This is a genomic window from Salinimicrobium marinum, assembly GCF_014651535.1.
GTDB classification, from domain to species: Bacteria; Bacteroidota; Bacteroidia; order Flavobacteriales; family Flavobacteriaceae; genus Salinimicrobium; species Salinimicrobium marinum.
The window spans coordinates 426,681-450,258 of sequence record NZ_BMXB01000002.1; the positions used below are offsets into that span (position 1 = coordinate 426,681).

At 40.0% G+C, this 23,578-nt stretch carries 21 protein-coding genes; 8 read left to right on the plus strand and 13 right to left on the minus strand.

Annotated elements, in window-relative coordinates; translation table 11 throughout:
* Window positions 1-34: 34 nt before the first annotated feature.
* Window positions 35-1,117, minus strand: coding sequence for a magnesium/cobalt transporter CorA (gene corA / locus IE056_RS05860; protein ID WP_189603746.1), 1,083 nt, complete (start codon window positions 1,115-1,117; stop codon window positions 35-37).
* Window positions 1,118-1,308: 191 nt separating this feature from the next.
* Here corA and recQ point away from each other — a divergent pair, with 191 nt between their 5' ends.
* Window positions 1,309-3,414, plus strand: coding sequence for a DNA helicase RecQ (gene recQ, locus IE056_RS05865; protein ID WP_189603876.1), 2,106 nt, complete (start codon window positions 1,309-1,311; stop codon window positions 3,412-3,414).
* Between the two features lie 19 nt (window positions 3,415-3,433).
* On the opposite strand, the gene IE056_RS05870 is transcribed toward recQ, so the two are convergent.
* Window positions 3,434-4,219, minus strand: a complete 786-nt coding sequence (locus tag IE056_RS05870; protein WP_189603747.1) for a tRNA pseudouridine synthase A — start codon at window positions 4,217-4,219, stop codon at window positions 3,434-3,436.
* Between the two features lie 302 nt (window positions 4,220-4,521).
* Here IE056_RS05870 and IE056_RS05875 point away from each other — a divergent pair, with 302 nt between their 5' ends.
* From IE056_RS05875 to IE056_RS05885, 3 genes are all read left to right on the plus strand, one after another.
* On the plus strand, window positions 4,522-5,589 hold the full coding sequence (locus tag IE056_RS05875; protein ID WP_189603748.1) for an AI-2E family transporter: 1,068 nt from the start codon (window positions 4,522-4,524) through the stop codon (window positions 5,587-5,589).
* On the plus strand, window positions 5,589-6,431 hold the full coding sequence (locus tag IE056_RS05880; RefSeq protein WP_189603749.1) for a DUF1853 family protein: 843 nt from the start codon (window positions 5,589-5,591) through the stop codon (window positions 6,429-6,431). The genes IE056_RS05875 and IE056_RS05880 overlap by 1 nt, the downstream gene beginning before the upstream one ends.
* 202 nt (window positions 6,432-6,633) lie before the next feature.
* A complete protein-coding gene (locus IE056_RS05885) occupies window positions 6,634-7,809 on the plus strand; it encodes a baeRF3 domain-containing protein (protein ID WP_189603750.1) in 1,176 nt (391 codons plus the stop codon).
* 71 nt (window positions 7,810-7,880) lie between these two features.
* Here IE056_RS05885 and IE056_RS05890 read toward each other — a convergent pair whose 3' ends face one another.
* Complete coding sequence (locus IE056_RS05890) at window positions 7,881-8,414, minus strand: 1-acyl-sn-glycerol-3-phosphate acyltransferase (RefSeq protein ID WP_189603751.1); 534 nt, start codon at window positions 8,412-8,414, stop codon at window positions 7,881-7,883.
* The gene (locus IE056_RS05895; protein WP_189603752.1) at window positions 8,404-9,615 is read right to left on the minus strand and encodes a proline dehydrogenase family protein; all 1,212 of its coding nucleotides are present in this window, start codon (window positions 9,613-9,615) and stop codon (window positions 8,404-8,406) included. The genes IE056_RS05890 and IE056_RS05895 overlap by 11 nt, the downstream gene beginning before the upstream one ends.
* Window positions 9,616-9,705: 90 nt before the next feature.
* On the opposite strand from IE056_RS05895, the gene aroB reads away from it, so the two are divergent.
* A complete protein-coding gene (gene aroB, locus IE056_RS05900) occupies window positions 9,706-10,785 on the plus strand; it encodes a 3-dehydroquinate synthase (protein ID WP_189603753.1) in 1,080 nt (359 codons plus the stop codon).
* A gap of 117 nt (window positions 10,786-10,902) precedes the next feature.
* Window positions 10,903-11,220, plus strand: coding sequence for a hypothetical protein (locus IE056_RS05905; RefSeq protein WP_189603754.1), 318 nt, complete (start codon window positions 10,903-10,905; stop codon window positions 11,218-11,220).
* Window positions 11,221-11,348: 128 nt separating this feature from the next.
* On the opposite strand, the gene IE056_RS05910 is transcribed toward IE056_RS05905, so the two are convergent.
* The 4 genes from IE056_RS05910 to IE056_RS05925 all read right to left on the minus strand — a co-directional run bounded on the left by IE056_RS05910 (window position 11,349) and on the right by IE056_RS05925 (window position 14,917).
* Entirely contained in the window at window positions 11,349-11,897 is a 549-nt protein-coding gene (locus tag IE056_RS05910) for a type 1 glutamine amidotransferase domain-containing protein (RefSeq protein ID WP_189603755.1), read from the minus strand.
* A gap of 129 nt (window positions 11,898-12,026) precedes the next feature.
* On the minus strand, window positions 12,027-13,079 hold the full coding sequence (locus tag IE056_RS05915) for a YihY/virulence factor BrkB family protein (RefSeq protein WP_189603756.1): 1,053 nt from the start codon (window positions 13,077-13,079) through the stop codon (window positions 12,027-12,029).
* Window positions 13,080-13,185: 106 nt separating this feature from the next.
* Complete coding sequence (locus tag IE056_RS05920) at window positions 13,186-13,665, minus strand: Lrp/AsnC family transcriptional regulator (RefSeq protein ID WP_189603757.1); 480 nt, start codon at window positions 13,663-13,665, stop codon at window positions 13,186-13,188.
* Window positions 13,666-13,741: 76 nt separating this feature from the next.
* A complete protein-coding gene (locus tag IE056_RS05925) occupies window positions 13,742-14,917 on the minus strand; it encodes a M14 family zinc carboxypeptidase (RefSeq protein ID WP_189603758.1) in 1,176 nt (391 codons plus the stop codon).
* Between the two features lie 281 nt (window positions 14,918-15,198).
* Here IE056_RS05925 and IE056_RS05930 point away from each other — a divergent pair, with 281 nt between their 5' ends.
* The gene (locus tag IE056_RS05930) at window positions 15,199-15,618 is read left to right on the plus strand and encodes a helix-turn-helix domain-containing protein (RefSeq protein WP_189603759.1); all 420 of its coding nucleotides are present in this window, start codon (window positions 15,199-15,201) and stop codon (window positions 15,616-15,618) included.
* 30 nt (window positions 15,619-15,648) lie between these two features.
* Window positions 15,649-16,023 (plus strand): DNA topoisomerase IV, encoded by a 375-nt coding sequence (locus tag IE056_RS05935; RefSeq protein ID WP_189603760.1) that lies wholly within the window; start codon window positions 15,649-15,651, stop codon window positions 16,021-16,023.
* A gap of 444 nt (window positions 16,024-16,467) precedes the next feature.
* Here IE056_RS05935 and mscL read toward each other — a convergent pair whose 3' ends face one another.
* The 5 genes from mscL to ychF all read right to left on the minus strand — a co-directional run bounded on the left by mscL (window position 16,468) and on the right by ychF (window position 23,444).
* Window positions 16,468-16,908, minus strand: coding sequence for a large conductance mechanosensitive channel protein MscL (gene mscL, locus IE056_RS05940; protein WP_189603761.1), 441 nt, complete (start codon window positions 16,906-16,908; stop codon window positions 16,468-16,470).
* Entirely contained in the window at window positions 16,905-19,601 is a 2,697-nt protein-coding gene (locus tag IE056_RS05945; protein WP_189603762.1) for a DNA gyrase/topoisomerase IV subunit A, read from the minus strand. Before IE056_RS05945 ends, mscL begins: the two co-directional genes overlap by 4 nt.
* Complete coding sequence (locus IE056_RS05950) at window positions 19,602-20,084, minus strand: hypothetical protein (protein WP_189603763.1); 483 nt, start codon at window positions 20,082-20,084, stop codon at window positions 19,602-19,604. It abuts the gene before it with no gap.
* Window positions 20,085-21,941 (minus strand): DNA topoisomerase IV subunit B, encoded by a 1,857-nt coding sequence (locus IE056_RS05955; RefSeq protein WP_189603764.1) that lies wholly within the window; start codon window positions 21,939-21,941, stop codon window positions 20,085-20,087.
* 408 nt (window positions 21,942-22,349) lie between these two features.
* Window positions 22,350-23,444 (minus strand): redox-regulated ATPase YchF, encoded by a 1,095-nt coding sequence (gene ychF / locus IE056_RS05960; protein WP_189603765.1) that lies wholly within the window; start codon window positions 23,442-23,444, stop codon window positions 22,350-22,352.
* Window positions 23,445-23,578: the final 134 nt, after the last annotated feature.

Sequence of the window (23,578 nt, forward strand, 5' to 3'; positions counted from 1 at the left end):
TTACTAGAATTCTGAGGTAATGAAAAAAGGTATTCTAAATCCATTTTTTCTTCTTAAAGAAGAAGATCATGAGTAAAAACAAAACAAACATAACACCCCACAGTACAAAATAGCTGTATTTCCATTGCAGTTCGGGCATATATTCGAAATTCATTCCATAGATCCCGGCAATGAAAGTCAGCGGAATGAAAATGGAAGCCATGATGGTCAGCACTTTCATTACCTCATTCATTTTATTGTTTATGGTGGTCATGTACATATCCATTAATCCCCAGGACATTTCCCGATAAATATCAATGTTTTCCGAAACCTGGATGATATGGTCAAAAAGATCTTTTATATAATTGACCGTTTGCTCCTGGATGAGTTCACTATTTACTTTTTCCAGCCTGCTAACCACTTCGCGAAGTGGAAAAACTGCTCTGCGAATCCTTAACATAGTACGTTTAAGCTCCTGGATTTCAAAGGTGATCTCATCACTGGGCTGGGCGCTTAGAAGCTGCTCTTCCATGTTTTCGATCTTGTCGCTCATTTCTTCTACCACCACAAAATAATGGTCAACTATGGCATCTAAAAGGGCATACATAAGATAATCGGCCCCCCGGCTTCTTATCCGACCTTTTCTTGCTGAAAGTCGCTCACGAACCCCATCAAAAACATCTCCCCCGGCTTCCTGGAAAGTAAGAACATAATCCTTTCCAAGTACAATACTTATATGTTCATTTTCCAATTCCCCATCGTCCTTGTAGTACAGCATCTTAGCTACTATGAAAAAGTAATCCTGGTATTCATCAATTTTTGGCCGCTGGTTGGTATTGACGATGTCTTCAATGATCAAAGGGTGCAGCTCAAAGTATTTTCCGAGCTTTTCGATCTCTTTTGTCTTACTTAGCCCATTGATATTGATCCAGGTGGTTTTTGTTTCCTCTTCAAATTTAAAAGCCGCTTCGGGCGTTTGATTGCTGTGCCTTTCGTAGCTATCGGCATTATAATCTATAACCTCAAGAATGGTTTCGGTATTCTCTTTTCTTCCCACATAGGTAACTGTACCCGGTGCCTGATTAAGAGCTTTTGTAGATTTAGGACGCCTGGATAAATACCGTTTTCTTTTGGACATAGAATTAATCTTTGAAGTAAAAGTAAGAATTAAGGTTTAGATAAAGATAGAAAATCAGGAAAGCACCTACAGCTACCTGGAAATTTTTCATCGGTATGAATTTCCAGATTGTTTATTAGTTCCCTTTATATGTTGACTGTTAATTATTATCTCAACATTGTAAAGTGCGCGAGGTTTGTTTTCTTTGCAAAATGGTGGAAGAAGCACAACTTTTAGGCATATTAAAAGAATATTTCGGGTATGACAGTTTCCGGCCTTTACAGAAGAAAATTGTAGATGCTGTTTTTGCTGGAAAGGACAACCTGGTGATCATGCCTACGGGTGGCGGAAAATCAATTTGTTATCAGCTGCCTGCCGTGCTGTTACCCGGAGTAACTTTAGTGGTTTCGCCGTTGATCGCTTTGATGAAAGATCAGGTCGACGGGCTTACCGCAAATGGAATTCCTGCTGCTTTTCTGAATAGTACTCAGACAGAAACCGAACAGCAGGAGATCTTCAGTAAACTTCAAACGAATGAACTGAAACTTTTATACGTTGCCCCGGAAAGTCTGCAGTACATAGATGCTGTTTTTTCCTCCGGAAACATTAGCCTCATTGCTGTAGATGAAGCTCATTGTATTTCCAGTTGGGGACATGATTTCCGGCCGGCCTATACGCAGCTGGGTTACCTGAAGAACCGCTTCCCTTCCACCCCAATGATTGCACTAACTGCTACTGCAGACAAAGCAACTCGGAAAGATATTTGCGAGCAGTTGAATATTCCATATGCGAAAAAACACATTGCTTCCTTTGACCGAAAGAACCTGAGTCTCGAGGTACGCCCGGGAACCAAAAAATTCGGACAGATCTTATCTTTTCTGAACCAGCGGCCTAATGAAAGTGGAATTATTTATTGCCTCAGCCGCAAGAATACCGAAGATCTCGCTGTAAAACTCCAAAATGCCGGATTCAATGCCGCAGCCTATCATGCGGGTATTGCTCATAATGAACGCACCTCAATTCAGGAAAACTTTATCAACGATAAAACTGAAATAATCTGTGCAACGATCGCTTTCGGGATGGGGATCGACAAATCTAATGTACGTTGGGTGATTCATTACAACCTTCCGAAGAATTTGGAGGGTTATTATCAGGAGATAGGACGTGCCGGAAGGGATGGTCTTCCTTCCTCTACCCTGCTTTTCCATAGCTATGCAGATGTGGTACAACTTCAGAAATTCGCAGGAAATTCAGGAAACGCAGAAGTACAGCTGGCAAAGCTAGACCGGATGAAGCAATATTCCGAAGCATTAAGTTGTCGGAGAAAAATCTTGCTTAGTTACTTCGGCGAACTTATTTCTGAAGACTGCGGAAACTGCGACGTATGTATGAATCCGCCGGAATTCTTTGACGGTACCGTCATTGCTCAAAAAGCACTTTCCACCATTTATAGGTTAAAAGGCCAGGAACCAGTTTCGGTGGTAATCGATGTTCTGCGTGGTTCACAAAATGCCGTGATCCTTGAAAAAGGCTATCAGCATGTAAAAACGTACGGCATTGCAAATGATATTTCCTGGCGCGACTGGCAGCAATATATCATCCAGTTGATCAATTTAGGATATGTAGAGATCGCTTTTCACGATCAAAACAAACTTCAACTTACAGCGATAGCCAAAAATGTACTATTCGAAAACGAAAAGGTGCGATTGGCAGATGTGAATTTGGCAGAGGTTCAAAAAGAAGTTGTCGAAAAAGAACAGAAAGCTGCTCCGGACAATTTGTTTGAGCGGCTGCGAAAGTTACGGCTGGAACTTGCAAAAGAAGAAGAAATTCCGGCGTATCTTATTTTTAATGATGCTGCTTTAAAGGAAATGGAAAAAGCGCGCCCCATGACCGATGATGAATTTATGCAGATCAACGGAGTGGGCCGACAGAAAATGCAGAACTACGGCTACAGGTTCATAAAAGAAATCATTGCCTTTAGCAAAGAAAAACGGGAGAAAAAGAAAACATCCAAAGGAAATACTCATAAGGTCACGCTAGAACTTTATAAAGAAGGGCTGGGTGTAGAAGAAATTTCCAAAAAACGCGGATTGGCCACTACAACCATTTATTCTCATTTAGCAAAGCTATACGATTCCGGCGAAGACATCGATCTGCACAAATTCGTCTCAAAAGCAGATATTGAAGCCGTTCAAAAAGCCAGAGTAGAACTTGATAATCCCGATGCCTTAAAACCCTACTACGAACATTTTCAGGAGGCGATCGATTACTGGACCATTCGACTGGCGTTGACAATTTTAGATAAGGAGAGTTAGTGAGCTTTTTGGAACTCTACTACTCAAAATCAATTTTGTTTAATATTAATCCGCTGCCGGGGGCTATGTAAGTGATAGGATCATGAATATCAGGAGAAAGGCTTTTCTGGAGGTATTCCAGAGACAGTTCTCCCCTTCCCAATAAAACCAAAGCACCCATCATCAACCGGATTTGGTTCCGAAGAAATCCCGTACCGCTCACTTTCAACGCATAAGAATGTTCGGGAAAGAAATTTGCTATGATGAGGGTATTTTTAACTATCTCGCAATCTTCCACTTCCCGCTCCAAAATGGTATGTTCTGTTGGTTTGGTGCAATAATTCCTGAAATTATGTTTTCCTTTAAAAAGCTTTGCGCCTTTCTTCATTAAATCGATATCCAGATCTTCCTGAAATGTGGCAAGCAATGGAGCACAAAAAGGATGACTCTTTGCCCCGAATGCAAATAAATAGATGTATTCCTTCTTTTTAGGGTGTTGAATAATATTGAATTTCTCATCCACCTCCTGAATAGTGGTTGCCCTGATATCCTGCGGTAGATTTTTGTTGAAGATAGTCAGGAATTCTTCTAAATTTTCCAAAGGCTCATCATCAAGAAAGAGTTCAAAAGCAGCTTCCTGTGCAGAAACCATGGCATCTGTTCTGCTCGCCCCCAGTATTTTAAACCGGACTTCCCCCAGCACAAACCTCATTGTTTTTTTAATCAGGCCCTCGATAGTTTTTAATTTCGGTTGCTTTTGCCAGCCGTGAAGCCGGTATCCCAGGTATTGTATTTTTATCAGGTAGAAAAAGCGTTGTCGTTGCAAAAGAAAAAGGTTTGGGGCCAAAGTTAGAAAGAATATTATTGTATGATGGTTATTTTATTCCTGCTACAGTTTGAAATTCACTCAAACCAAACCAGATCATCGCAACCGGTAAGACTCAGAAAATTTAATACAGCCGCCATGTGGCTCCCGGGATTTGCTTATGGTGCTTTTGCCTTTTTCCCTTTCGCTACGCTTTAAAACTCGAAACCTGTTACAATTGCAAGGCTTGAATTGCTTTAACTTTTAGTTAATTCTTTTTGGAATCAGCTTTTGTATCTTCACTGATCATAAAACCTAATGAAATGAGCAAAGGCAAAAAGATCCTTTTATATTCCGCACTTTTTATTCTTGCAACTTATTTTTTGTTCCTGGGACTAGCACAAGCTAAAGGTTTTCTCATTCCCCTAACGGCTGCAATTATTCTTTCCTTGCTGATGGTTCCTTTGTCGCAAAAAATGGAAAAGAGGTTTATGAATCGTGCCTCCGCCTCTTTGGTGAGCACCTTTATTATTTTTCTTGTTTCCGTAGGTTTTGTTGCACTTGTTTCCTTTCAGGTGAAAAGTATAGTAGATAAATGGCCGGATATCAAGGAAACTATGACCCCAAAAATTGAACGCCTGCGAAGTTTTGTGCTGGAGCATACTCCTGTTGAGAAAGGCGACCTGGAACAGTCAGGTGAAAGTAGTTCCATACCCATGATGGGCTCCGGGTCTTCAAGTCGCGGGGAACAGGCGGCAAATTTCTTTAGTCAGGTGATGAGCTTTTTTGCAGATTACCTGCTCACTTTTATTTATATCTTCTTTCTGCTCAATTACCGGCACAGGTTTAAGGAATTTCTTTTGAAGCTTTTCCCAGATGAGAAAAAGAAAGATGTCAAAACAGTTATTGAAAAATCTGCCAGCGTCACTCAGCATTATCTCGTGGGAAAACTATTCCTTATTGGTCTTTTGGCTGTACTATATTCTGTAGGCCTGGGAATCTCAGGAGTCGATAATTTTATCCTCATTAGCGTTCTTGCTGCCGTTTTAAGCCTGGTTCCATACGTAGGGAATATTATTGGATTTGGGCTGGCACTGGCCTTTGGGTACCTTACTTCGGGAGAATCGGGGGTATTGATAGGAATTATCATCACTTTTGCCATAGCCCAATTTGTAGAAAGTTACGTTTTGGAACCTTATGTGGTGGGCGATCAGGTAGATCTTCATCCGTTTTTTGTAATTCTCGCAGTGATTGTGGGGAATATGGTCTGGGGAGTAGCAGGAATGATTCTTTCTATTCCAATTCTTGCCATGATCAATGTGGTTTTACTTAATGTAGGTCCCTTGCAAGCCTTCGGATTTTTATTCAGTAAAGAGGATTCTTCCGATTAATGGATAAAAAATCAGCTGAAAACGACACGTTTTTAAAACAATTCTCCGGATTTCTGAAGACTCCGCCCCTATGGCTGAATACAGAAACGTTTCAATTTCCACAGTTACTTCTGAAGGAAAAAGAACTTTCTGAAACTTTTCCGGAACCCAATATTTTTTCCAATCTCGTCCTGGGCAAAAGAATCGAACGTTTTTTTAGAATTTATCTTCAGTATTTTTCCGAAGAAGAAGAAGTGCTCGCAGAGAACGTGCAGATATTTGCTGATAAAATTACGCTTGGGGAACTGGATTTTATCCTGAAAAACAAAAACTCCGGAAAAGTTTCTCATATTGAAGTAGTCTACAAATTTTACATTTACGATCCCTCTTTTGAGAATGAACTGGAGAGATGGATAGGTCCTAATCGTCGGGATTCCCTGATTAAAAAAATAATCAGGCTCGAAACCCGGCAATTCCCACTCCTGTTCCAAAAGGAAGCACAACCTTTACTTCGGGAACTTCAGATCGAACCCGAAAACATTGATCAAAAAGTACTGTTTAAAGCCAATCTTTTTGTGCCCTGCGAGATCCTGGATCAACATTTCCCCGGGATCAATAATGAATGCGTGCAGGGTTTCTGGATAAAAGCATCAGAATTTAATGAAGCTGCTTTCGGGAAGTACCGGTTTTTCTCTCCAACAAAACCAGATTGGCCCGTTCTTCCTGAAAATAACACCACCTGGCACTCCTTTTCAGAAATAAGAGTACAGGTCGATGGGTTCCTTAAAAAAGAGCGATCTCCCCTACTCTGGATGAAGAAAAATGATCGGATATATACCCGATTTTTCATCGTGTGGTGGTAAAATTTACTCAAATTTCAATTAAGAGAAAATTAACTGCAAAACCCCCTTCAATTAAGGAAAAATTATGAGTGGAAGGCTTACGGTTTCTTTGTAAATCACCTTAAATGAAGTAACTTAACTACTCTTATTAATCACGGCAATCGCCGCTTTTTTTAGTCCGAAACCGGGCTTTTGCAGATTGTCTTCAAAAAACAAATATACCATGCCAATTTTGACAGAAGAACAATTCAAACGTTTAGCAAACTTCGACAACAAACCGTGCGTGTCCATATACATACCAACGCAACGCGCCGGAAAAGAAGTCCTTGAAGAAAAGGCCAAAGGAGATTTAAAGTCTCAGTGGAAAAAAGTAGTAGAAAAACTAAAAGCCACGAATGTCGATCAGGAAAAGATTGATAAACTCGCAAAACCTGTAGAAGGTTTATTGGGCGATAGTAATTTCTGGCGCCATCAATCTGACGGACTCGCTTTATTCGTAGCCGATGGTTTTTTTGAACATTTTACCGTACCGGTAAATTTTGAAACCTATATATATGTTTCAGATCATTTCTACGTAAAACCACTGGTCCCCATGCTTAACAGAAATGAAAGGTTCTATTTACTTTCCCTGCAACTGGAAGATGTAAAACTATATGAAGCAACTCAATATTCTGTTGGAGAAGTGGAAATTCAGGACCTTGTTCCTTCCCAGCTCGAAGACAGGGTGGGTTATGATTATGAGCAAAAGAACAGCAAACACAAAACGCAGAGAAACAGCATAGGTGCAAATCCAGATGGAACTTCTACTCAACACGGATATGAGCCGGCTTCCCGCGACAGAAAAAATGAAATTCTTCGGTTTTTCAGAGCTGTAGATAAAGGGATCTACGGAATTTTGAATAACGAAAAGGTTCCACTGGTAGTGGCCTGTCAGGATTCTCTTTTCCCAATTTACGAGGAAGCCAGCAGATATAAACATCTTTACCACCAGGTAGTCCCGGGGAATCCTGAAGCCGATTATGATGGAATGTTCGATCTACATGCAGGAGCTCTGGATGTGCTTGAACCCCATTTCAGAAAAGAAAGAGAGAAAAAAATGGAGGAATTCACGGAATTAAAGCCTGAACGAACTTCTTCAAGTGTTTCAGATATTTTACCTGCTATTTTTGAAGGTAAAGTAGATACATTATTCCTGGAGAACCGTGAAGATCTATGGGGAAATTACAATGAAAACATGGCCTCAGTCCAAATAGATAATGAAGAGAGTTCTGCCAACCTTTCCTTAATGAACCTTGCTGCCAAAAAAGTAATAGAACAGGGAGGACAGGTATTTTTAGTTGAAGGAGCATTCATGCCAAACAAAGACTCTAAAATGAATGCGGTGTTTAGATATTCCTAGGATATCAAACCCATTAAAAAACAAACAACCTCTGCCGAAAAGCAGAGGTTGTTTGTTTTTGTAGTTGTTTTTCAGGTATAGTGGGCTATTTTCCCTCTAACGCCGCAATAGAAATTTTTGATCGTCTTAAAATCTTCTTCTTTATTATCTGAAGTATAAAGCGGTTTAGAAACCTTAACTGTTTTCCTTCCGTAGTCAAAAGCAACCATTACCACCGGCACATTAGCAGATTTTGCTATGTAATAAAATCCAGTTTTCCAGTCTTTAACCTTTTTCCGTGTACCTTCCGGTGCTATAGCCAGTCTGAATTCATCCTTCTCCCTGAAAATATTCGCAATCGCTTCTACTTTCTTTTGTCCGGGAGTACGATCCAGAGCAGTTCCACCCATCCATCTAAAATACCAGCCAAAAGGAGGCTTGAAAAGCTCTTTTTTTGCAACATACTTTATGTCTGCACCCCATAATCTTCTCACCAGGAGACCCATGTAGAAATCATGCCAGCTGGTATGGGGCACTACAATTACTACACATTTCTTTAAGTGAGAAGGCCAGTTACCAGAAAAACTCCAGCCCAGGAGTTTATAAAATATAAATCTAGCTAACAAGTTCCTGTTCCCTGTTACTTTTCATAATTTCTCCACTTCTTCTCTTTCTTTCCTCGTATAGAAGTGCCAGTTCCCTTCCGGTTTGTCCTTTCACAGAGGTATTTTCCTCTGCTCTTCTAATAAGATAAGGCACTACTTCGCGAACGGGACCAAATGGCACCAATTTGACGGTGTTATATCCTTTCTCGGCCAGGTTATAGCTTATATGCTCACTCATTCCATACAACTGGGAAAACCAAACGCGATCATCGTCCTTCTCGATTCCCTTGTCTTCCATGATCTGCAAAGCAAGATAATTACTTACTTCGTTGTGGGTACCAATAAAAACCGAAATGTCTTCTAGGTGGGCAAGGCAGTAAGTAAGTGCCCCGTTGAAATTCACATCTGTAGCTTCCTTGTTTTCACAAATAGGTGACAGGTAGTTCATTTTTTTAGCACGGGCATTTTCCTTTTCCATATACGCTCCCCGCACGATCTTTGCTCCCACTTTAAAACCCTGTTCCTTCGCACGGCTGTGAAGATCTTTAAGATACTGTATCCTGTCCCATCTGTAACATTGCAGCGTATTAAAAATGATGACCTTTTCACGATTATATTTGAACATCATTTCCTCCATAAGATCATCGGCAGCGGCCTGCATCCAGCTTTCTTCTCCATCTGCCAGCAACCTTACATCATTCTTGTAAGCTTCTTCACAAATCTTGTTAACCCGGTTCCTTATCCGTCTCCATTCTTCTCCTTCTTCCACCGTAAGGCTGGCATTTGCCGAAACTTTTTGCCATATCTCAAATCTTCCAATTCCGGTAGGTTTAAAAACGGCAAAAGGAATTTCTTCTTTATCCTTGATGAATTTTACAATATTTACCTTCTTCTCAATGGCCTTATCAAACTCACTTTCTTTTTCCTTTCCTTCTACGGAATAATCCAGAATTCCGTGGAGGTTTTTAGAGTACATTTTTTTAATAACAGGCATACAATCCTGTTCGGTTTCTCCACCGCAAAACTGATTAAAAATAGTCTTCTTTATTAAAGTTTCTACAGGAAGATGCATGTTAAGTGCAAGCTTCGTTAGACCTGTCCCCGCCTTAACCATGAATGGCCTGTCAATGGCTTCAAACATAAAGATAGCGCGGTCAAGTTCTGAATCCGATTTCAGCCTGAAGGCGATCTCAGTATCATTAAATATTTTTCTGGTTATCATTGTTGAAATTTAATCTCACAAAGATACTTAACGAGAATAAATTATTAGAATAATTCTCCTTATTTTCGGGGCTTCAAAGGTTAAAGAATCATGAAAATTTCTGAAAAGACATCTGTTGCCAAAAATGTCATTTACAACGAAGAGGCCTACACCAAACTCAACCAATTTATTGCGGAAAATAAGTTTTCCATGATCTTTGTTTTGGTAGACAGCAATACACATGAACATTGTCTTTCTCCCTTTCTGAATAGAATAGAAGCTCAGGCTGATATTGAAGTGATTGAGATGGAACCGGGGGAGCAAAACAAGAGCATAGATACCTGCAGCGGCATCTGGAAAGCTCTTTCTGAACTTGGGGCCGATCGAAAAAGCCTGATGATTAATCTGGGTGGGGGTGTCGTTACAGATCTTGGAGGATTCATTGCTGCTACTTTTAAGCGCGGCATTGCGTGGGTCAACGTCCCCACTACCCTTCTTTCTATGGTCGATGCAGCTGTAGGTGGTAAAAACGGCGTAAACCTGGAGAGTCTTAAAAATCAGGTTGGAATTATAAAACCTGCAGAACTGGTTCTTATCGATACCTCTTTTCTTGCAACTCTTCCTGCTCCGGAAATGAGAAGCGGACTGGCTGAAATGCTAAAGCACGGTTTAATCGCAGATGAAGATTACTGGAACAGGCTTACTGCCCTGAATCAACTTTCTCTCGAAGATTTGGACGGATTAATCGAAGAATCGATCATCATCAAGGAAAATATAGTTTTAAAAGATCCAACAGAGAAAAATATCCGGAAAAGCCTTAATTATGGCCATACGCTGGGCCATGCCATCGAATCTTATTTTCTGGAAAATTCCGGAAAAACCAAATTACTGCACGGGGAAGCTGTTGCTGTAGGAATGATCCTGGCTACCTATCTTTCGGTTGAAGTTTGCGGCTTTTCTTCAGAAAAAATGAATGAAATCTCCAAAGCTCTGGTTTCCCTTTATGGAAAAATAGAGTTAACAGGTAAGGATCAGGAAGAAATAATTGAATTAATGAAATTTGATAAAAAAAATGAAGGAGGAAATATTAATTTTGTCCTCCTGGAGAATATAGGAAAACCTGTTATAGATTGCCAGGTACCAAATGAACTTATCCATAAATCATTTGCATATTATATTGATCTGCAATAATTTGCAGTGTGTAAACAGAATTATTATAACTCCGGAATTTAATTTTTAAATACTTTTAACTCCGGCGGAAAAAGGAATTGTTATTTTCGCTATTATTGAATGACCAAAGTACCCTTTATGAAACGTGTAATTGTTGACTACAAAAAACTGACTCCTGAAATTTTAAGCCTGTTGGTGGAAAAATATCCAGATGGATATGATGATGACCAGGTAATTTCTTTTAAAAATGCCAAAAATGAAACGGTAGATGCCGTGGAGGTGCGAACAGAAGATGCGATTTATCTGGTGAAGGTAAGCACCCGTCTTGAAAACACCATGGCAAATTATGATGAAGATGATTACGATGATGCCGACTTTAATGAACCTATCGTGGAGATCCCGGAAAAAGGCGGTGATGACGAGGAAGCAGAAGAAGATCCCGAGGATGAAGATTGATTTTTTCCTTTGCTCCTGATTTTATCAGTTTTTGACTCCCAGGAATCACTATACTATATCTACGAATAAGACATAAAAAAAGGAACCATTTAACGGTTCCTTTTTCTTTTCAGCTGATATTCTCAAGATTAAGAATGCTGCAGTTCGTGCTTACCTTCTTTTACTTCTTCGATAAGCTTTTTATTAAAGGCTGGAAGGTCATCCGGATTTCTACTGGTCACAAATCCCTGATCTACCACTACTTCTTTGTCTACCCATTTTGCACCTGCATTCACTAAATCATCTTTAATAGAATTAAAAGAGGTCATCTCTCTTCCTTCCACCACTCCTGCACTAATAAGCGTCCATGGAGCGTGGCAGATTGCTGCTACCGGTTTTTTCTGTTCAAAAAAGGTGCGAACAAATTTTAAGGCATTTTCATCCCTTCTCAAATAATCGGGATTAATGACACCGCCAGGCAGCATTAATGCATTATATTCATCTGCAGATGCCTCCTTAACGGTACGGTCTACAGTATATTCATTAGACCAGTTTCCCTGATCCCATGCTTTTATCTTTCCGGATTCCAGACTCACGATATCTACCTTGAAACCTTCTTTTTCCATGGCTTCCTTAGGAGATTTTAATTCGCTTTCTTCAAATCCGTTTGTGGCTAATATTGCTACTCTTTTCTGCATAATATCTTTCTGTTTTAAAATTAAACTTTCATTCTTTTACAAAGATACAATGCATGGGAGCCTTTGTGTATTAAGGCCTTTATAAAGTTTGGCACTCTTAAGTTAAACCTTTACTAACTGCTGTCAGGCCTACTTTTTATTCCTTTCTTTGGCTTCTTTCCTGTTCTTTCTTTCCTGTTCTTCCTGCTCCCGTTTTTTCTCTTCCTCTTTGTTCTTGTCGGAATTTGACTGGAGGGTATCTATGATCCTTTTTTCATCGATCAACTGGCCTTTTCGTTGTTCCAGTCTTTCCAGCTCCTGGTAAATTGCCGGCTCCGCATATTCATTGGGCTCAACTTTCTCATTTTTGTAAAGGGCATACTGTACGGTAAATTCAGCTCCAAAGAACACGATGAGACAGGTATAATACACCCATAAAAGCACCAGGACAACAGAGGAAGCACCTCCATATACAGATCCCGGGTTGCTTTGCCCAAAATAAAAACTTATAACCGTCTCCCCCACCAAAAACAATACGGTTGTCAGGATTGCACCCCAATAAGTAGTTTTCCATCGTAGTTTCACATCGGGCAGCCATTTAAAGATAGCCGCAAAAAGAGAAGTAATGATTACAAAGGAGATAAGGTAGTTTGCTATAGATATCATAAAAAGAGTCACCGTGGGTGCTATAGAGGCCAGGTAATCTCTAAGAGCTGCAATTACTGCAGAGATAACGAGGGAAATAAGCATTAAAAGCCCCATGACCATCACCATACCAAAGGAAATTAGCCGGTCAATAACGACCCGCCAGACAGTATTTTTTTTAGCCGTAATGTTCCAGATGTTATTCATGGCTGCCTTTAGCTGAAAAAACACTCCGGTGGCACCAAAGATCAAAAAAGCCACCCCAAAAATCACAGCAAAGGTGGAACTTTCAGTGAGTGCCGCATTTGCGACCATTCCTTCAATTGATTCGGCTGCTTCCGTTCCTACAAATTCGCCTATTTCTTCGGTAATCCTTCCCTGTACTGCCTGTCTGCCAAAAAAATATCCGGCAAGGTTAACCACAATAATGAGTAAGGATGGGAGCGAAAAAAGAGCATAATAAGCAATGGTGGCACTTCTGGCCCAGGGTTCATTTCTGTTCCAGTTGAAATATGCGCCCTTTAATAACTTCCAGAATACTTTTAGCTTTCTCTTCATTATACGATGATTTTCCTGCATTTTACTGCTCTGGAGATAAATTGAAGGTATAAAAAAACCCTTTAAACATAATAGCTTAAAGGGTTTTTAATAAAAGTTTAGGATGCTACAGTTCCTTGAAAATAGAATGCATTAATCTCTTTTTATCATTAATGCTTTCTTCCAGGGAGATCATGGTTTCTGTTCTGTAAACTCCTTCTATATCATCTAACTGAAATATCACTTCTTTAGCGTGCTGCGTATCTTTGGCTCGTATCTTGGCGAAGACATTAAACTTGCCTGTAGTAACGTGCGCTACTGTCACAAACGGAATTTCGTTAATACGCTCAAGTACAAATTTAGTCTGAGATGTATTCTGAAGGAATATACCAACGTAAGCTATAAAGGCATATCCCAGTTTTTGATAGTTAAGCGTAAGCGAAGAACCAAGTATAATCCCCGCTTCTTCCATTTTCTTTACCCTTACGTGAACCGTTCCGGCAGATATCATTAACTTCTTAGCTATATCGGTAAAAGGAGTTCTGGTATTCTCAATGAGCATGTCCAGGATTTGGTGATCTGTTTCGTCTAATCTAAATTTTGCCATAATCTATTTATTTAACTACAATTCTTCTTTTTAAATTAAGTACAAAATTAATATAATAGCGTTGAATTATCACTAATTATTGAACATTTTCTACTACTTTTATTGATAACTTATTATTTTTTAACAAAATTTGGTTTACTACAGCGTTTTCGTTAATTGCTCCTCCTGCTAAATCTGTCACTTTTTCTCCCTCACATTGAATCTCCTGATGCCCGAAAAAAGAAAGATCCTTTTCTATTTTTTTTACCACCGGATCAAAACAGATTTTCCCTGCCTTGATCTTCTCTTCAAACTGAATGGCTACATCTAGCACTTCACCTTCTACCTCGGCTTTCCGAAGGATTACATCAAAGAAATTCTTCTCGTTTTCCGGAATTTTGAAATAATCTTCCACGTCCAATTTGCTGAAATCATTTTCAGTTATATGATGAATGGCTGAAAGAATGGAAATAGCCACAAATTCCCTGGTTTTCTCCCGAAAATAATCATTGCTGAAATGCCCTGCTTCAAATAAAATAGTAGGTACACCCGATTTTTGAAAGGAATCCCCAGTACACTGAAGGTTAAAAGCATCATCATACCTTCCCACCTGTGCAGGAATGATTTGCTGCATGTCCTTATTAATAGCTGCGATGAGCTGCATGGCATCTTTTCGGTTTCCGGAGATAGAACGTTCAGCATCCATGGAAGGCGCTAAAAAGGAAAGCGTTGCAGGTTTATTTGTGTCGCCGGCACCAAAGATGGTCCGTTGATCGTGGAGATTTAAACAAAAATCAGGTTTATAGTCTTCATAACAGTGCCTCAAGATGCGGCTTTCGTCCTCTTTTAATTCGCTGGCATCTCTGTTGAGATCAACTCCATTTACATTTTCCCGGGTATAGCGAATGGCACCATCAGGGTTCAACATCGGAATGATCTTTATGGTGCATTTTTCAGGAATGGCAGAAATCCCAGCCTGCTGCTTTTCTGAAACAAAAAGATTGAAAAGATCAAAAGCAGCTTTGGTGGTGGTAGATTCATTGCCGTGCATTTGAGACCAGCCTAAAATCTTAATAGGTCCGTTACCAAATGTGACAGAATGCACAGGAGTTTTTAAAACGGATTCTCCAATTTTCTCCACAAGAAATTCCGAAGAAAGATTTTCAAGTTCGGGAGCAATGTCATTATAAGTAATATATCTGCCGTAAAGATTCGAATTTTTAATAGAAGAATATCGGTCAATAATGGAAGCAAAAATTGTGTCTGTTTTCATGTTTACAAAAGTAAATAAACATTATTTTACAATTGTAAACAGATAAATCCTCTCCTTCTGTATAACATTGTAAACACTAGGTTTGTATAATTGTAAAACAGCTTCAGGAAACTTTCCATAAGACTTGTTTATCATACATAATTAACTTTATTTTAGCGTATTACACCTCATTATATAAACGGATAGATTAATATATGTAGAAGTGTTTACATATGTAATTTGGTGGTTTCAGGAAAGAAAGTTACTTTTGTAAACAACATAAATCCGCAAGACGGTTTACAATGGTAAACACAGAACAATTCACCAAACGCCTCCATAAGATCATGGAATACTATGATCTTTCGGCCGCTTCTTTCGCCGATAAAATTGATGTGGGCCGCTCTTCTATTTCCCATCTTCTTTCGGGAAGAAACAAACCGAGTCTGGATTTTGTTATGAAAATTATTAATGCTTTTCCCGAAGTTGAATTGTATTGGCTTTTAAATGGAAAAGGGAATTTTCCGGCAAAAGAAAACATCGGCTCTTCTGCCAATTCAGAAAAAGCTCCTTCTGCTCCTTCCAACAATCTTTTCACGGAATCACTTAAAGAAAACTCTCAATCTCCTATGCCTCCGGAAGAAAGAAAAACGCAAGGAAAGAAAGAGATTAAAAAAATAGTGTTTTTCTATACCGATGGAAGTTTCGAAGCCTTTGACCATTGAAAAATCTGAAAAAAGGATTTACTTTGCAGCATGCGAAATATAATGATCTTACTCCTTACTGTTTTGCTTATGAGCTCCTGCTACGAACAGGAACGTAACTGCAGTAAATTCAAAACAGGGACTTTTGAATTTGAATCTTTCCTTGATGGGGAACTGGTTAAAACCAGGTTCACCAGAACCGATTCCATAGAAATAGATTATTTCAAAGGAGAGACAGATACTTCCTCCATCCGTTGGATCAATGACTGTGAGTACATCATAAAAAACCTGTATCCAAAATCGCGGGAAGAAGAAAAGCCATTACATATTAAAATCCTCACCACAAAAGATAATACCTACACCTTTGAATATGGTTTGGTGGGTGAAACCCGCAAGGAACGCGGAACCGCCATTAAAGTAGAGTAAAATTGATTTTAGATGGTTTTCCGGGATGTTTGTGTCTTCCAAGGCTTCTGCCCTTTCTTTTTTTAAATACGGGATTAAACTACTGGGAAATGCGGAGGGAATTTTAAAAAATAAATTCCAAACTCATTCCGTAGTAAACAATTTAAATGAGCACGGAAACAATATTCAATTAAGCATTGGTCTTACAGGGTGTTGTAAGAATTTTATTGAAGATATTGCGTGAAATCAGTTAGAGGGTATTTAAGTATTGAATGAGCCACATTTAAACAGGCACCGCCTATTTCATAATCAACATAAAATTCAATTTGGTTATTTTCTGTGAAAGCCATTCCAATTTCGTCCAGTTCGTAATGTCGAAAATTTATCCATTCCATACAGTCTCTAAGATTCGGGTTGTTTATATCCTGTTGATACTTTTGCTGAAGGTCTTGATTTACTTTCTCACTACTTCTTCCGTAGCAACTCGTTCTGCTCCTGCATCAGCTCGTTCAGGTTGGTTAGAAGCTCGATGTCTTTGGGAGTGGCAACGGTTTTGTTTTTAGGATCTTCAGATTTCTTTTTAAAGCGGTTCATAAACTTTACCACAATGAAAACCGTGAATCCGATGATCAGAAAATCGATCATTACTTCAATCAGCGTTCCGTAGCCTATGGCTACTTCTTCCACTGCTGCAGTTCCGTCGATTTCAGGGACGCTCTCGCGTAAAACATATTTCTTTTCCGAAAATTTCACTCCCTCGGTCATCATTGTCAGCGGCGGCATGATCACCTGCTTCACCAGCACATCTACAACACGATTGAAGGCGGTACCAATGATGATACCCACCGCCATGTCGATCATATTACCTTTTACGGCAAATTCCTTAAATTCCTGAAAAATTTTCATTCTTCATCAAAGAGTTTAATTTGTGATTCATCATTCCCAGATCCTTTTTTCTTCAGTTTTCCTTCAGAAAAATCTGGTAAATTCTCACCTTCTGGTTTAGAAGTATTTTCATTTAAAGCTTCTTCCCCTACCACTTCCATTTCTTCGGGAGCAGTTTCTTCAGGAGCTATAAAAGGTTTCGGATCCAGGAGATTGATTTGTTTCACTTTTTCTGAAGTCAGCTGGTTTCCAAGAGCCTTAATTCCTTTTACTGAAATGAATTCTTCAAGTTCAACAAGTTCATTTGGTTTCTGATCCTTCCCTCTGACTTTGGCATACACGATCTCGGCCACCGGAAGATAATCTGTGGAAACGATCTCCAGGAATGACTTCGGATTCTCCCCGATGAAATGCTCTTCCCTGTCTTCATTTTCAATGATAAATCGCTTCACATAGTACTTCTCCTTATCGGCTTCCCAATAAATCGCGGAAATCGGCTTTTTCGGAACCCACTTTTCCAGCACGATGATATCCTCATCAAATCTTGTGGTAAGTTCGGGTTTGATGGTTTTGGCCAAACCGTTTTGGGTGATGATCAACAACCTGTCTTCTCCTTTAAATTCCCCGAGAAGTTCTCCCCGCTCATCTACATTCAGTCTTTTCACGGTTTCATCAAACCAGATCCTCCTTGGTTTTAGAGTGGAAACTCCTTCTTCCTTGAGTTCTATCTTTTTTACAGGATATTTGGTCACAATATTTCCTTTTACCGCACGACCTTTAATGGCCATATCGGCAAAATCTACTTCAAATTTCAGCTTTTTGATGCTTCCCACCTGTCGCAGATACACCATCACTGTTTCTGCCTCGCCATTTGGATTTGCAGTGAAATAAGAGATTTCCGAACCTTTTTTCCCCTGAGTCAGATCATATTCCCGGTCGCGGGTGACCGAAGTCACCGCAAAACGTTTTATATAGGAAGCGCCTCCTTTACCATCGCGGTAAATGAGGTTATAAATGGTCCTTTTATCTTTTTTCTTGAAAATGGCCACATGGATGATATCCTTACCGATGAAAGTTTTGGCATCTACTTTCGTCACCATCATTTTACCGTCTTTGGTAAAACAGATCACATCATCAATATCTGAACAATCGGTCACATATTCGTCCCGCTTCAGGGAAGTTCCCACGAAACCTTCTTTTCGGTTTACGTAGAGTTTTGTGTTTCGAATGACCACTTTGGTGGCTTCAATATCTTCAAAAAGACGTAATTCGGTTTTTCTTTCTTTTCCGGCGCCGTATTCTTTTTTCAGTCTTGTAAAATAAGCAATGGCATATTCCACCAGGTGATCCAGGTGATGTTTTATCTGTGCAATCTCACCTTCCAGGGCTTCAATCTTTTGCTGGGCTTTATCTAAATCGAATTTTGAAATACGTTTAATCCTGATTTCCGTAAGCCTTACAATATCTTCTTCGGTTACAGCTCTTTTTAAATGGCCAATGTGAGGTTTCAGGCCTTCATCGATCGCTTTTATGACGCCATCCCAGGTCTCTTCTTCTTCGATGTCACGATAGATTCTTTCTTCAATGAAGATCCTTTCCAGGGAAGCAAAATGCCATTGTTCCTGGAATTCTTCCAGCTTAATTTCCAGTTCGCTTTTCAGCAGACTCAGTGTATGATCTGTAGATCGTCTAAGAATTTCAGAAACCCCTAAAAAAGCAGGTTTATTGTCAATGATAATACAACTGAGCGGAGAAATAGAAATTTCGCAGTTGGTAAAGGCGTAGAGGGCATCAATACTTTTATCTGGCGAAATATTGCCCGGCAAATGCACCAGGATCTCCACATCACTCGAAGTATTATCTTCTATTTTCTTGATCTTAATTTTGCCTTTTTCATTGGCTTTTAAGATAGAATCAATTAAAGTAGACGTATTGGTAGAGAAAGGTATTTCGGTAATTACCAGCGTATTTTTATCGAGTTGTGAAATTTTTGCACGCACCCTTACTCTTCCGCCTCTTAGTCCGTCATTGTAGTTTGTTACGTCTGCAATTCCACCGGTGACAAAATCGGGAACCAATTTGAATTTCTTCCCCTGCAGGTGTTTTATACTGGCATCTATAAGCTCCAAAAAGTTATGCGGAAGGATCTTGGTACTTAAACCCACGGCAATCCCTTCGGCACCCTGCGCGAGTAAAAGCGGAAACATCACCGGAAGGTTCACCGGCTCTCTTTTCCGTCCGTCATAGGATAGTTGCCATTCTGTGATCTTCGGATTGTAAACTACATCAAGGGCAAACTTGGAAAGCCTTGCCTCAATATATCGGGATGCGGCCGCGCCATCCCCTGTAAGAATATTTCCCCAGTTTCCCTGGGTATCGATCAAAAGATCCTTCTGGCCAATTTGTACCATGGCATCGCCAATACTGGCATCCCCGTGAGGGTGATACTGCATGGTGTGCCCTACAATATTCGCCACTTTGGTGTACCGCCCGTCATCCAGGTCTTTCATGGAATGCATGATACGCCGTTGCACAGGTTTGAATCCATCTTCCAGAGACGGTACCGCCCTCTCCAGAATTACATAAGAAGCATAGTCCAGGAACCAGTCCTTGTACATCCCGGTAACCCGAATCAGTCCATCGGTATCTACTTTGGCCAGTTCTTCCTGCTCAAATTTTTCTTCCTGAAAGTCGTCTTGATTTTCCGTATCCATTTAAGCCTTTGCTTTATTACGTTCTACAACCTTTGCTAAAGATTGCTTTAAAGATTTGCTTTTTTTGCTGCCTAAAAAGGTGATATTATATTTATAATGCCTGTAGCCTCTTTTATTCCTTGAATTTATATAAATATGCAGCCTTCTGTACAGGAAAAAATTCTCTACCTTAAAATCCAGTAATTTCGATTTCGGGACTTCTGTTCGCTGTTCCCGGTAATGCATGAATTTCGAGATCAGCAGTCCGTTGCCTTTGAAATTCAGGGTTTCCCCATCGCTGTCAAATTCGAAATATCTGCCCACGATAAACACATAAATTCCTATTAGTAAAGCTACAAGATTTGGTATAAGGCTGCTGTAGTTAAAAGGGGTATCGTCATATTTTAACTCAACAGAAGCAAAGGCGTTGGTGATAAAAACTGCCACAATGATGATATAAATAGAAGGAACCAGGCTTGTTTCCTTTTTATTGTTAAATCTCATCTAATCCTGTTCTATTAAATCAAGTTCCACCTTCAGGTTATCTATAATAAATTCCTGACGATCGGGAGTGTTTTTCCCCATGTAAAAATGAAGCAGGTCCTCAATAGACATGTCTTTATCGAGCATTACAGGATCCAGCCGAATGTTGTCTCCAATAAAATGCTTGAATTCATCGGGTGAAATTTCTCCCAAACCTTTAAATCGGGTGATCTCTGCTTTTCCTGAAAGCTTATGCACTGCCTCTTTCCGTTCATATTCACTGTAACAGTAAATGGTTTCCTTTTTATTCCGAACCCTGAAAAGCGGGGTTTGCAGGATATATAAATGGTTTTCCTTAATTAACTCCGGAAAGAACTGAAGGAAAAATGTGATGAGCAGTAACCTGATATGCATTCCATCCACATCGGCATCGGTAGCAATCACGATATTGTTGTACCGGAGATCTTCCATCGATTCCTCAATATTCAAAGCCGCCTGAAGCAGGTTGAATTCCTCGTTCTCGTAAACGATCTTTTTACTGAGTCCGTAGCTGTTCAAAGGTTTTCCTTTCAGACTAAAAACCGCCTGAGTGTTCACATCCCTTGATTTGGTGATGGATCCACTCGCAGAATCTCCCTCTGTAATGAACAAGGTACTCTCCAGGTATCGTTCTTTTTTGCTGTCACCCAGATGGATTCGGCAGTCCCGTAATTTTTTGTTGTGCAGACTTGCTTTTTTAGCCCTGTCTTTAGCGAGTTTCCTGATGCCCGAAAGCTCTTTCCGCTCCCTCTCTGCCTGAAGAATTTTCCGCTGAAGAAGATCGGCGGTCTCCGGATTCTTATGCAGGAAGTTATCAAGCTGTGTTTTGACGAAATCATTAATATACGTCCGCACCGTTGGGAGATCTCCTCCCATATCTGTAGAACCCAGTTTTGTTTTCGTCTGACTCTCGAAAACAGGTTCCATTACTTTTATACTTATGGCAGTAACCACCGATTTCCGGATATCACTGGCCTCAAAATTCTTGTTGTAAAACTCCCGAAGAGTTTTTACGATTGCCTCCCGGTAAGCAGCAAGATGCGTTCCTCCCTGCGAGGTATGCTGACCGTTCACAAAGGAGTGATACTCTTCGCTGTACTGAGATCTACTATGAGTAAGCGCTACTTCAATATCATCTCCGCGAAGGTGGATGATCTCGTACAGCCTGTCATCGGGATGTATGCTGTCTGCCAAAAGATCGGCAAGTCCGTTTTCTGAATAAAATTTTTCTCCGTTAAAAACTATGGTCAACCCCGGATTCAGGTACACATAGTTTTTAAGCATTTTTTCAATATACTCTGAACGATACTTGTAGTGCTTGAAAATCTCTTCATCGGGAGTGAAGGTTACTTTTGTCCCCCTTCTCCTGGAAGTTTCTTCCAGCTCCTCTTCGTTTACAAGGTTTCCCTGTTCAAATTCAGCCGATTTAGATTTTCCGTCACGAGTTGATTCTACCCTGAAAGAAGATGAAAGTGCATTTACTGCCTTGGTACCAACTCCGTTAAGACCAACCGATTTCTTGAAGGCACGGGAATCATATTTACCCCCCGTATTCATTTTGGAAACCACATCCACCACTTTTCCCAGCGGAATTCCACGGCCGTAATCGCGAACGATCACTTTCTGGTTCTGTACGGAAATTTCAATGGTCTTCCCTACTCCCATTACGTACTCATCGATACAGTTATCAATGACTTCTTTTAACAGGATGTAGATTCCATCATCTGCACTGGAACCATCGCCGAGCTTCCCGATGTACATCCCGGGACGCATACGGATATGCTCTTTCCAGTCTAACGATCGAATATTATCTTCGGTATATTTGGTTTCTGTGCTCATATAGTAGGTCTCCCTCGGGTTATTTGGCTAATATAAGGTTTACGACAAAAAGTTAAAATACCTGCCGCACAAAGTAATTAACAAATATTTCACAAGCGTAACACGTGTACAGTGAGCGATTGATCATTTGAACATAGCAAGATTCAGCCACTTAACTTCAATGGATATATTTTCCAGAATTAGCGCTCCAATTATTATTCTTCATGAAATCCTTACTGACTAAGGAAGAAACTCCCGTCATTAAAGTGCTTCGAATAATCCGTGTAAAAAGTCTGGCTCAACATGACAACTGTAATGACATCTAATTTTTCATCCTCACACCCGAGCCTTTCCATTATACGATGTTCATTTTACAATATACAATTATGTAAAACCATCTCAATTTTCAAATCTAATATATCTAAACTATTACACATTAAACCTGAAATGCATCACATCGCCATCTTTTACAATGTATTCCTTGCCTTCTACCCTCATTTTTCCGGCTTCTTTCACTTTGGCTTCACTCCCGTAAGCTTCAAAATCTGAATACGAAATAACTTCAGCCCTGATAAAACCTTTTTCAAAATCGGTATGTATTACTCCGGCGGCTTGCGGCGCAGTAGAACCAATTGGAATGGTCCATGCCCTTACTTCCTTTACTCCAGCAGTGAAATAGGTTTGCAGGTTCAGTAATTTATACGCTCCACGAATCATTTTAGCCGATCCCGGTTCATCCAGGCCAATATCCTGAAGGAACATCTGCCGCTCTTCGTAATCATCAAGTTCTGTAATATCGGCTTCGGTACCCACAGCTAAAACAAGTACTTCTGCACCTTCTCCTTTTACAGATTCTTTTACTCTTTCGACATATTCATTTCCAGAAACTGCCGCTCCTTCATCTACATTACAAACGTACATCACCGGTTTATCTGTAATAAATTGCAAGGGCTTGATAAATTCCTCATGTTCAGCTTCAGTAAAATCAATAGCACGAAGGGAATTTCCGGCTTCAAGTCCCGCTTTGGCTTTCAATAAAGCAGCCTCTTCTTTCTGCGCTTCTTTATTTCCGGTTTTAGCTGCACGCTTTACCTTTTCCAGTTTTTTATCCACCGTTTCCAGATCCTTCAGCTGAAGTTCCATATCAATGGTCTCCTTATCCCGGATAGGATCAATAGAACCATCAACATGTACAATGTTTTCATCCTCAAAACATCTTAGAACATGCAGAATAGCGTCGGTTTCACGGATGTTACCGAGGAATTGATTTCCCAGGCCTTCTCCTTTACTCGCACCTTTTACGAGGCCGGCAATATCAACAATCTCGACCGTTGCAGGGATTACCCTTTCAGGATTTACCAAAGATTCCAATTTTTCAAGTCTTGGATCTGGAACGTTTACCACTCCCACATTGGGCTCAATGGTACAAAATGGAAAGTTTGCACTTTGCGCTTTGGCATTCGATAAACAATTAAATAAGGTAGATTTCCCTACGTTTGGCAGTCCTACAATTCCGGCTTTCATATAGTATATTTTGATGCTTGTTTTTGCGGGTGCAAAGATAGCGATTTTATTTAGAGTTTTACGGTGCTTATGCATTGTGATAACGCATATTGCGAGTCTGCCGGTTTTAAGGCTGGCAGCATATCTATGCTGAA

Excerpts from the sequence above, each read along its gene's own strand:
- IE056_RS05925 (WP_189603758.1), bottom strand. The coding sequence starts at position 14,917 with ATGAAAACAGACACAATTTTTGCTTCCATTATTGACCGATATTCTTCT.
- IE056_RS05915 (WP_189603756.1), bottom strand. The coding sequence starts at position 13,079 with ATGAAGAGAAAGCTAAAAGTATTCTGGAAGTTATTAAAGGGCGCATAT.
- IE056_RS05935 (WP_189603760.1), top strand. The coding sequence starts at position 15,649 with ATGCGAAATATAATGATCTTACTCCTTACTGTTTTGCTTATGAGCTCC.
- IE056_RS05885 (WP_189603750.1), top strand. The coding sequence starts at position 6,634 with ATGCCAATTTTGACAGAAGAACAATTCAAACGTTTAGCAAACTTCGAC.
- IE056_RS05880 (WP_189603749.1), top strand. The coding sequence starts at position 5,589 with ATGGATAAAAAATCAGCTGAAAACGACACGTTTTTAAAACAATTCTCC.
- ychF (WP_189603765.1), bottom strand. The coding sequence starts at position 23,444 with ATGAAAGCCGGAATTGTAGGACTGCCAAACGTAGGGAAATCTACCTTA.
- IE056_RS05895 (WP_189603752.1), bottom strand. The coding sequence starts at position 9,615 with ATGATAACCAGAAAAATATTTAATGATACTGAGATCGCCTTCAGGCTG.
- IE056_RS05920 (WP_189603757.1), bottom strand. The coding sequence starts at position 13,665 with ATGGCAAAATTTAGATTAGACGAAACAGATCACCAAATCCTGGACATG.
- corA (WP_189603746.1), bottom strand. The coding sequence starts at position 1,117 with ATGTCCAAAAGAAAACGGTATTTATCCAGGCGTCCTAAATCTACAAAA.
- IE056_RS05950 (WP_189603763.1), bottom strand. The coding sequence starts at position 20,084 with ATGAGATTTAACAATAAAAAGGAAACAAGCCTGGTTCCTTCTATTTAT.
- mscL (WP_189603761.1), bottom strand. The coding sequence starts at position 16,908 with ATGAAAATTTTTCAGGAATTTAAGGAATTTGCCGTAAAAGGTAATATG.
- IE056_RS05905 (WP_189603754.1), top strand. The coding sequence starts at position 10,903 with ATGAAACGTGTAATTGTTGACTACAAAAAACTGACTCCTGAAATTTTA.
- recQ (WP_189603876.1), top strand. The coding sequence starts at position 1,309 with ATGGTGGAAGAAGCACAACTTTTAGGCATATTAAAAGAATATTTCGGG.
- IE056_RS05930 (WP_189603759.1), top strand. The coding sequence starts at position 15,199 with ATGGTAAACACAGAACAATTCACCAAACGCCTCCATAAGATCATGGAA.
- IE056_RS05945 (WP_189603762.1), bottom strand. The coding sequence starts at position 19,601 with ATGGATACGGAAAATCAAGACGACTTTCAGGAAGAAAAATTTGAGCAG.
- IE056_RS05910 (WP_189603755.1), bottom strand. The coding sequence starts at position 11,897 with ATGCAGAAAAGAGTAGCAATATTAGCCACAAACGGATTTGAAGAAAGC.
- IE056_RS05875 (WP_189603748.1), top strand. The coding sequence starts at position 4,522 with ATGAGCAAAGGCAAAAAGATCCTTTTATATTCCGCACTTTTTATTCTT.
- IE056_RS05955 (WP_189603764.1), bottom strand. The coding sequence starts at position 21,941 with ATGAGCACAGAAACCAAATATACCGAAGATAATATTCGATCGTTAGAC.
- aroB (WP_189603753.1), top strand. The coding sequence starts at position 9,706 with ATGAAAATTTCTGAAAAGACATCTGTTGCCAAAAATGTCATTTACAAC.